Source organism: Paraburkholderia sp. MM5384-R2 (assembly GCF_014201025.1).
GTDB lineage: Bacteria > Pseudomonadota > Gammaproteobacteria > Burkholderiales > Burkholderiaceae > Paraburkholderia > Paraburkholderia tuberum.
In genome coordinates, this window is sequence record NZ_JACHDI010000041.1 from 40,967 (window position 1) to 47,577 (window position 6,611).

A 6,611-nucleotide genomic window follows, 5' to 3' on the forward strand; every position below is an offset into this window, starting at 1 on the left:
AAGCCCGTTAATTCGATACCAGGACGGGACTATGACGGCCACACTTACATGTTACGAAAACTGTCAGTATGTGAGGTGGACCGGCAGGTCCGAAGGGCGGGCGAAATTCGGCGGAAGGATTCGAGTGACAAATGACCCCCTGATTTATTCGATCATGCGCGACGCTACAGCAGGTTTTCTCAATTGATGACCGATCGCATGTAGCTTGTTCAATTCTTGACGAACAGCCGGAAATTCGGCTAATTCCTAAAATTCATCCTGTCGAACATCCTGACATGAAATCAGTTTCGAGGACTCTGAAAATAGTTTCGACTTTTCTTCTGGCACCACTGATTTCTACATACAGCTATTCCGCGTGCCACGAAAAGATACGACCTGCCTTGGATGTAAAAGGTGACCTCGCGTTGGACCACAACTCCGGCTTGATATGGCAGAGATGCGCATTGGGAACGCGCTGGAACAACCGCACGAAACAATGCGATGGCAAGGTGAATGGTTTAACGCGAAATGAAGCGCTCGTCGTAGCCAGACGTTCGGGCTCTGAATGGCGTGTTCCGAGCGCAACGGAACTTGCGTCACTTCGCATCAATACGTGCAGAGGGCCGAAGATCGATACACGCGTCTTCCCTAACGTGACGTCGTCTGATCTCGGTGAAGGTATGAATTTCTGGACATCGACGCGAGCCATCTCACCAGATACGTTTTACTATCTGAATTTCGCTGACGGATCATTCGATTTTCATAGCGAAGGTTTCAAGTTGGCAGTCATTCTAGTGAGAGACAAACAAATTCGGTTTGCAAAATAATGTAAAGAAGGCAGACGAGTCAGCGTCGCAGATTCACCCACAAGGATTCGTATCGTCTCGAGACCGCACTACACGAGGTGAGGTCATCGCAATGATATTGCAGTGTTGCCATGCAGACACTTTCACCCTCAATCGACCATGAATACGACTCACACTACGCCAGGAAATACAATAGTTGTAGTCAAGCTTGGCAGTAGCACATTGACATGTGCCGGGGACCCCAATCATGCATTGATCGGCCAGCTGTGCGATGACCTTCAAGAGTTGCGCGCAATTGGCATGCATCCCGTCTTGGTAACGTCCGGAGCGGTACAACTCGGCCAGTGCAATGTCCAGTCAGGCACTGGCGTAACGACGACCTACGCCTGTCAGGCTGCCGTCGGCCAGATACGGCTTGTCGCGGCTTTTTCTGAACATCTGTCAAAGCTCGGCTACAGCGTCGCCCAAATCCTGCTCAAGCTCGAAGACTTTCGTTCGGCCGGCTCACGCGCCGAGATTGCAGCGGTCGTTCAAGCTTTCTTTGGAAGCAACAGCATACCGCTCATCAACGAAAACGATGTTACTTCGTTCGGCGGCCAGTTTCCGAGCAACGACGAACTGAGCGCGGAGTTGGTTGCCGCGCTTGGTGCGCAGCGACTCATCATATTCACGGACCGCCCTGGGGTTTATGAAGTCGACCCACGCGTCGATATGGGAGCGCGGCTCTTTGACACGATCAGTGCCCTTGATGAACGGCTACTTGTAGCGGCTTCGGACCTTCCGACCGCTACAGGCCGGGGCGGCATGAAATCGAAGATCCACGCGGCGCAAATAGCAGCCGCAAGTGGCGCGGTCACGGTCATTACCTGTTATGACGAGGCGCGAAAACTGTCAAGAATCGCCTTGGACGACCGCGTAGGTACCTGGATTGTGCCTACCATCGGCGATAAGCATTCACTTCAGTGTCGACAGCTACACCTAAACCAAGAAAAGGAATCGCCTGCATGACTTATTCACTTATTGCACGCCGACAGGTAGCCGGGTTGCCGAGCACAACGCATTTCCCGAATCGGGACCAATGGGATGCATTTGAGACAATGGGGTGGGATATTTTCGTCCGCTCGCTCGATAGCGTGTGTGTGCAGGATAGGATCGATGTGTCACCCGCGCGTATTTCTATCGTGCTGGGATCGCCGACGAATGTCAACTTTCTGCGATCGATTGCGGTGGCATTCGACGGCGGTGCGACCACTGCGAGCACTGCACAACTGTTCCGTATTCTGTATTCCGTGCTTGGACCATCCGCCTTCAACCTTGTTGAGGGGCCGTTCAACTATCTGGAGTTCACGCGCGATGCACTCTTCGCGGCGAATGACCCGCTCGGCATGCAACCGCTCCACGTCGTCCATGGGCGGGCTGTGTGGCTGTGCTCAGAACTCAAGCATGTAGGGCGAACTGAGCCCGGCGTGTTCCGCTTCCATCCGGTTCACCAGGTGCTGGCATCTGATATACGTCCCGATAACTATCTGCCCATCGAAAACGCGTCGCGCCTCAAACCAGGTACGTACACGACGCTATACGCAGACGGCTTCGGTCAGGTGAGTCTGGATACGTCGGCCTATCACATACCACGTCTTGCCGACGCACAAGTTCTGCCGGCGATCGTGGCCAAACAACGGATTGCTGAGCTATTGGCGTCAACCGTTCAGTCGAGCGTCGATACAGCCGGACGCATCCTCGTCCCGCTTTCAGGGGGACTGGACTCGAGCATGGTAACGTCGCTGGCTTCAAGAAAACGTCCTGATATCGAAACATTTGCGCTCGGTACCGGCCGAAGCAACGAATTTCCTTTTGCACGCATCGTGTCGGACCACCTGAAAACCCAGCACAAAGAGCTTGACTACTCATCCCCCGAGATCATTGCTGGTGTGCATCAGGCCATTTACCACAACGAGATTTTCGACGGGCTATCAGCCGAGATCCAGTCGACACTAATGTGCTTCTACCGAAGTGTCGGCGCAAAAAATGCGCGCGTCATCACCGGTTATGGCTCTGACCTACTGTTTGGAGGAGTTCTCGATCGGAATGATGCCATGGAAGATGTAAACGCACGTCTCTGGGCACAAATCTACCGTACGCGATGGACGGGCGAGTTCTCCTCATTTGGTGCGGCTGCGTTTGGACTCGATGTTCAGCACCCGTTCTGGCGTCCGTCACTCATAGGCTTTGCAGCAAGCCTTGCGCCGCAGCTGAAATTGTCCGAGCGGGACGTGAAGATTGCACTTCGCGAATGCGCTGAAGAGTGCGACCTGCTTCCCGCGAGCATCGTATGGCGCAAAAAAATCGGCATTCACGAAGGCTCGTCGGTTAACGCCATTTTTGCCGACCACATTGGCGCGAGTGCCAAGGATTACACGGCAAAAACGGCGTATTCCTACGATAAGTACGTGTCATACATGAATGGTCAAGCAACGCCGCAAGACTGTCTCGTATAGGCATGATCAGGGTGCGATTCGTCACGCGCCCTAATGTGCGAATCATCGGTCGCGCTTTAGCGCCGATGACGCATGACCTTGCCAGTTTTTATCACGGGGGTTTCCGGAACTGGAGAGCCTCGATTGCCCAGTTCAGTTCGCATGACCGAAAAATCCCTTTCAGGCGCTCGTACAACGATCGCAGGATATCCTCTCCTCTTATCATTTTCAGCCCTTGTTCTTGCTGCGGTGGCTTGGGCGGGCAATGCCGTGGTCGGTCGGGGCCTTCGGGAAGCATACGACCCACTTGAGCTGACCTTCTATCGCTGGAGTCTCGCCAGCCTGTGTCTGTATCTCGTGAGCGGTAGAGCCATTCGCGCCGAGTTTTGTCTGGCGCGGCGCAATGTTTGCCGTTTGCTGACAGGAGCGGTGTGTGGGATGGCGGGCTTCCATTTGCTGCAGTATTTCGCATTGTCGCGCTTACCGGCAAGTGAGGTGGCTGCCGCCGTCGGCATGACCCCGGTCATCGTTGCCGTTGCACAGGGCTTGGGTCGGCGTGCGTTTCCCTCTCCTAGTATCACGCTTGGTATATGCATCGGCATGTGCGGCCTTTACCTTGTCTGTTATGCCAGTCAAACCGCCGTCCACGTCAGCAGTCCGTGGGCCGGCATTGGTGCAGCCACGGCCGCCATGCTGTGCTGGTGCGTCTACTCCATGCGTTTGAGCCAGTGCGAAGGTATGTCGTGGTTCAGTACCCTCTTCTACATGTCGCTAGCTTCGACCGCGATCTTGCTACCTCCTTACGTTTGCGACGTTATCACGTCCGGCGCACACGCACTTACGCTCAAACTCTTTGCACAGATCCTGTATCTCGGTATTCCGGCATCGGTAATTGCTTACGCCTTATATAACTTCGGCATACAGCGCGTCGGCGCGCTAAGGGCCACACAATTCAATTGCCTTATTCCCGCGTTCGCAAGCATCCTTGCGGCAATCGTCCTTGACGAACCGATGACCAAAACCCGGGTTTTCGGCTTGATTTTTCTCACTGTTGGCTTAATTTTGACATCAAGGAAAAATCCCTTGATGTCAGGAGTTGGCGTTAACAAGCGCATTCAGGCACTGACATTAGATCTCCCATTGCGCTTGGGGCGTGGGCCCTTTTTCTCGCACTTCATCAAAGGATTGCAACGTGGATTTATACGACGAGATGCCTCAACCACTGGGGTTCCAAACACTTGCCGGAAACATCGGCATCAAGGACACGAGCGATGACTTCGCCTGCGTTTTCTCGGCCGAACCATGTGCGGTTTCGGCCATGTTCAGCCAGAACTTGTTCGCTGGGCCCAGCATCAAGCTTAGCAGGCAGCACATGCGGCAAGGGCAACCACGCGCAGTTGTCGTCGTTTCGAAGAATGCCAACGTTGCTACAGGCAGTGAAGGAATGGTCAACGCGGTCGAACTGACGAAACGGCTCGCAGCAAAATTGCATTGCGCACCGAATGATATTCTGGTGGCGTCGACCGGTATCATCGGTCGACCCTATCCGATGAACAAAATTCGGGGGTTCGTTGACAAGCTGAAACCTGAGTCGGCTGATTGCGATTTCTCGGCCGTTGCGCGTGCGATCATGACCACTGACACGATTCCGAAGCACGTATTCGCCCGAGTGGGTGATGCGACAATCGTTGGTATCGCCAAGGGAGTTGGCATGATAGAGCCCAACATGGCGACGATGCTTGGCTTCTTCTTTACAGACGCGGCGCTGGCGCAACCGGTATTGGACAGTATCTTCCGAAGGATCGTGGACTCAACATTTAACTGTCTGAGCATCGATACCGATACGTCGACGAGCGACACCGCGGCTATTTTCGCAAACGGATTGGCTGGTGCGGTACCGGAAGATGAGTTCGAAGTCGTACTGCATAGAATGGCTCTGGCGCTGGTCAAAAAGATCGCGCGCGACGGCGAGGGTGCAACGAAGCTACTGGAGGTTAGTGTCAAGGGCGCCCACGACAACGCGCAGGCTAGGCGCGTCGCAAAAGCAATCGTCAATTCTCCCTTGGTCAAGACTGCGGTTCACGGGGCGGACCCGAACTGGGGCCGGGTGGCAATGGCGATCGGCAAATGCGAACAGGACACCGGCATCGAACCTGCGAGAGTGCGTATTGCATTCGACGGTCTCGAGGTATATCCGCTGCAGTTAGGGACAAGTGATCTTCGGCGGCTCTCAGCCCTGATGCTTGGCGAGCACGTGCGCATTGCCGTCCATCTTGGCTGCGGTGGAAGCGAGGCTACGGTCTGGGGGTGCGACCTGTCTGCGAGATATGTCAGCATTAACGCCGATTACTCAACCTAATTGCGTGGCTTCAGCCAACGGCCTCAGGGTGCACCGAGATCTGCAAAGCTCTTTGTAATGAGTCGGGAAAGCCGCATGTGCGAGCCGACCCGATCCATTCAGTCTGCTCACGGGTACCAACAGGGATCATCTGGACACGGCACCTAGTCCAAAGCGCTCACATTGCGCCCGTAGCGCATACTTGGCTTCTTCGATCCCTCGTGCGCCAGCCGTGCAATACCAGTACTCGGATTCACAAGAATTTTGAGGCGTCCCGTATCCTTCGGCAAACATAAATCCTAAAATAAACGAAGCTTCGACATCGCCGCTCATTGCCGCCGTTTTGAAAAGACGCAATGCACGTGCAAAATCCTGCCGCCCTCTCGCATTCCGGAAGTAGGTAGTCGCTAGCGTAAAAGGATCTGATTTGCCTCCGTCGCTGTCCGTTAGCCTGACTTCCATCATCGACTTGACATCCTGCAATGTTCCGACACTGCGTAAAATTTTTTGATCTGCACCGCATGTCATTGGATTTTTCGGGAAAGCAGGCAACGAGATCATCGCCAGAATACATGCTTGGATAGTGGTAAGAACGTATAGATTTCTCAGCATTTTTCGATTGAAATTACGCTTCGTAAAAACAGATTGAGAATAACTTTATAAAGATAATATTGTAATGGTAAAGGTAAAGGTAAGCGGCTCACGACGGCCGGTCTCGATTTCGCACACGCGCGTGAGGCACGATGATGACCTGGATAGTTACGGGTAGATCGGGTGAGATCCTGTCCATGATGGCTATTTTTGCCCATCCCCCGAAATCTGAAAATCACCCTCAAAACCTTGCCCGACAACGCTCTCCGGGGTTGCCAGGCTACGAATCGGCCTTCCTGAAAAGTAGCCGTCAGGTGTCCGCATTCTTCCGGCGCGTGTCAAGGTACTTGTCGCCTCAGTCATGCAGCCAAAGGCTGTTTAAGTGTGGCATGCGAAGCCATCGTGACGACTGACTCGCGCTCC

6 protein-coding genes are annotated in these 6,611 nt (G+C 54.0%); 5 read left to right on the forward strand and 1 reads right to left on the reverse strand.

The annotated features are described in order from the left end of the window. Positions 1–275 precede the first annotated feature (275 nt). The 5 genes from HDG37_RS40490 (at position 276) to argJ (ending at position 5,618) form a co-directional block, all read left to right on the forward strand. The gene (locus HDG37_RS40490; RefSeq protein ID WP_409260267.1) at positions 276–806 is read left to right on the forward strand and encodes a DUF1566 domain-containing protein; all 531 of its coding nucleotides are present in this window, start codon (positions 276–278) and stop codon (positions 804–806) included. Between the two features lie 138 nt (positions 807–944). Continuing rightward, the gene (locus HDG37_RS35760) at positions 945–1,793 is read left to right on the forward strand and encodes a hypothetical protein (RefSeq protein ID WP_184055899.1); all 849 of its coding nucleotides are present in this window, start codon (positions 945–947) and stop codon (positions 1,791–1,793) included. Then, positions 1,790–3,280 carry a carbapenam-3-carboxylate synthase domain-containing protein gene (locus HDG37_RS35765; RefSeq protein ID WP_184055901.1) on the forward strand — a complete coding sequence of 497 codons (1,491 nt, stop codon included), beginning with the start codon at positions 1,790–1,792 and terminating at the stop codon, positions 3,278–3,280. The genes HDG37_RS35760 and HDG37_RS35765 overlap by 4 nt, the downstream gene beginning before the upstream one ends. A gap of 141 nt (positions 3,281–3,421) precedes the next feature. Continuing rightward, positions 3,422–4,534, forward strand: a complete 1,113-nt coding sequence (locus HDG37_RS35770) for a DMT family transporter (protein WP_184055903.1) — start codon at positions 3,422–3,424, stop codon at positions 4,532–4,534. Next, complete coding sequence (gene argJ, locus HDG37_RS35775; protein ID WP_221312262.1) at positions 4,452–5,618, forward strand: bifunctional glutamate N-acetyltransferase/amino-acid acetyltransferase ArgJ; 1,167 nt, start codon at positions 4,452–4,454, stop codon at positions 5,616–5,618. The genes HDG37_RS35770 and argJ overlap by 83 nt, the downstream gene beginning before the upstream one ends. 126 nt (positions 5,619–5,744) lie before the next feature. Here the strand turns inward: argJ and HDG37_RS35780 are convergent, their stop codons facing one another. Then, positions 5,745–6,209 (reverse strand): tetratricopeptide repeat protein, encoded by a 465-nt coding sequence (locus HDG37_RS35780; RefSeq protein WP_184055905.1) that lies wholly within the window; start codon positions 6,207–6,209, stop codon positions 5,745–5,747. Positions 6,210–6,611 lie beyond the last annotated feature (402 nt).

Excerpts from the sequence above, each read along its gene's own strand:
- HDG37_RS35780 (WP_184055905.1), bottom strand. The coding sequence starts at position 6,209 with ATGCTGAGAAATCTATACGTTCTTACCACTATCCAAGCATGTATTCTG.
- HDG37_RS40490 (WP_409260267.1), top strand. The coding sequence starts at position 276 with ATGAAATCAGTTTCGAGGACTCTGAAAATAGTTTCGACTTTTCTTCTG.
- HDG37_RS35760 (WP_184055899.1), top strand. The coding sequence starts at position 945 with ATGAATACGACTCACACTACGCCAGGAAATACAATAGTTGTAGTCAAG.
- HDG37_RS35765 (WP_184055901.1), top strand. The coding sequence starts at position 1,790 with ATGACTTATTCACTTATTGCACGCCGACAGGTAGCCGGGTTGCCGAGC.
- HDG37_RS35770 (WP_184055903.1), top strand. The coding sequence starts at position 3,422 with ATGACCGAAAAATCCCTTTCAGGCGCTCGTACAACGATCGCAGGATAT.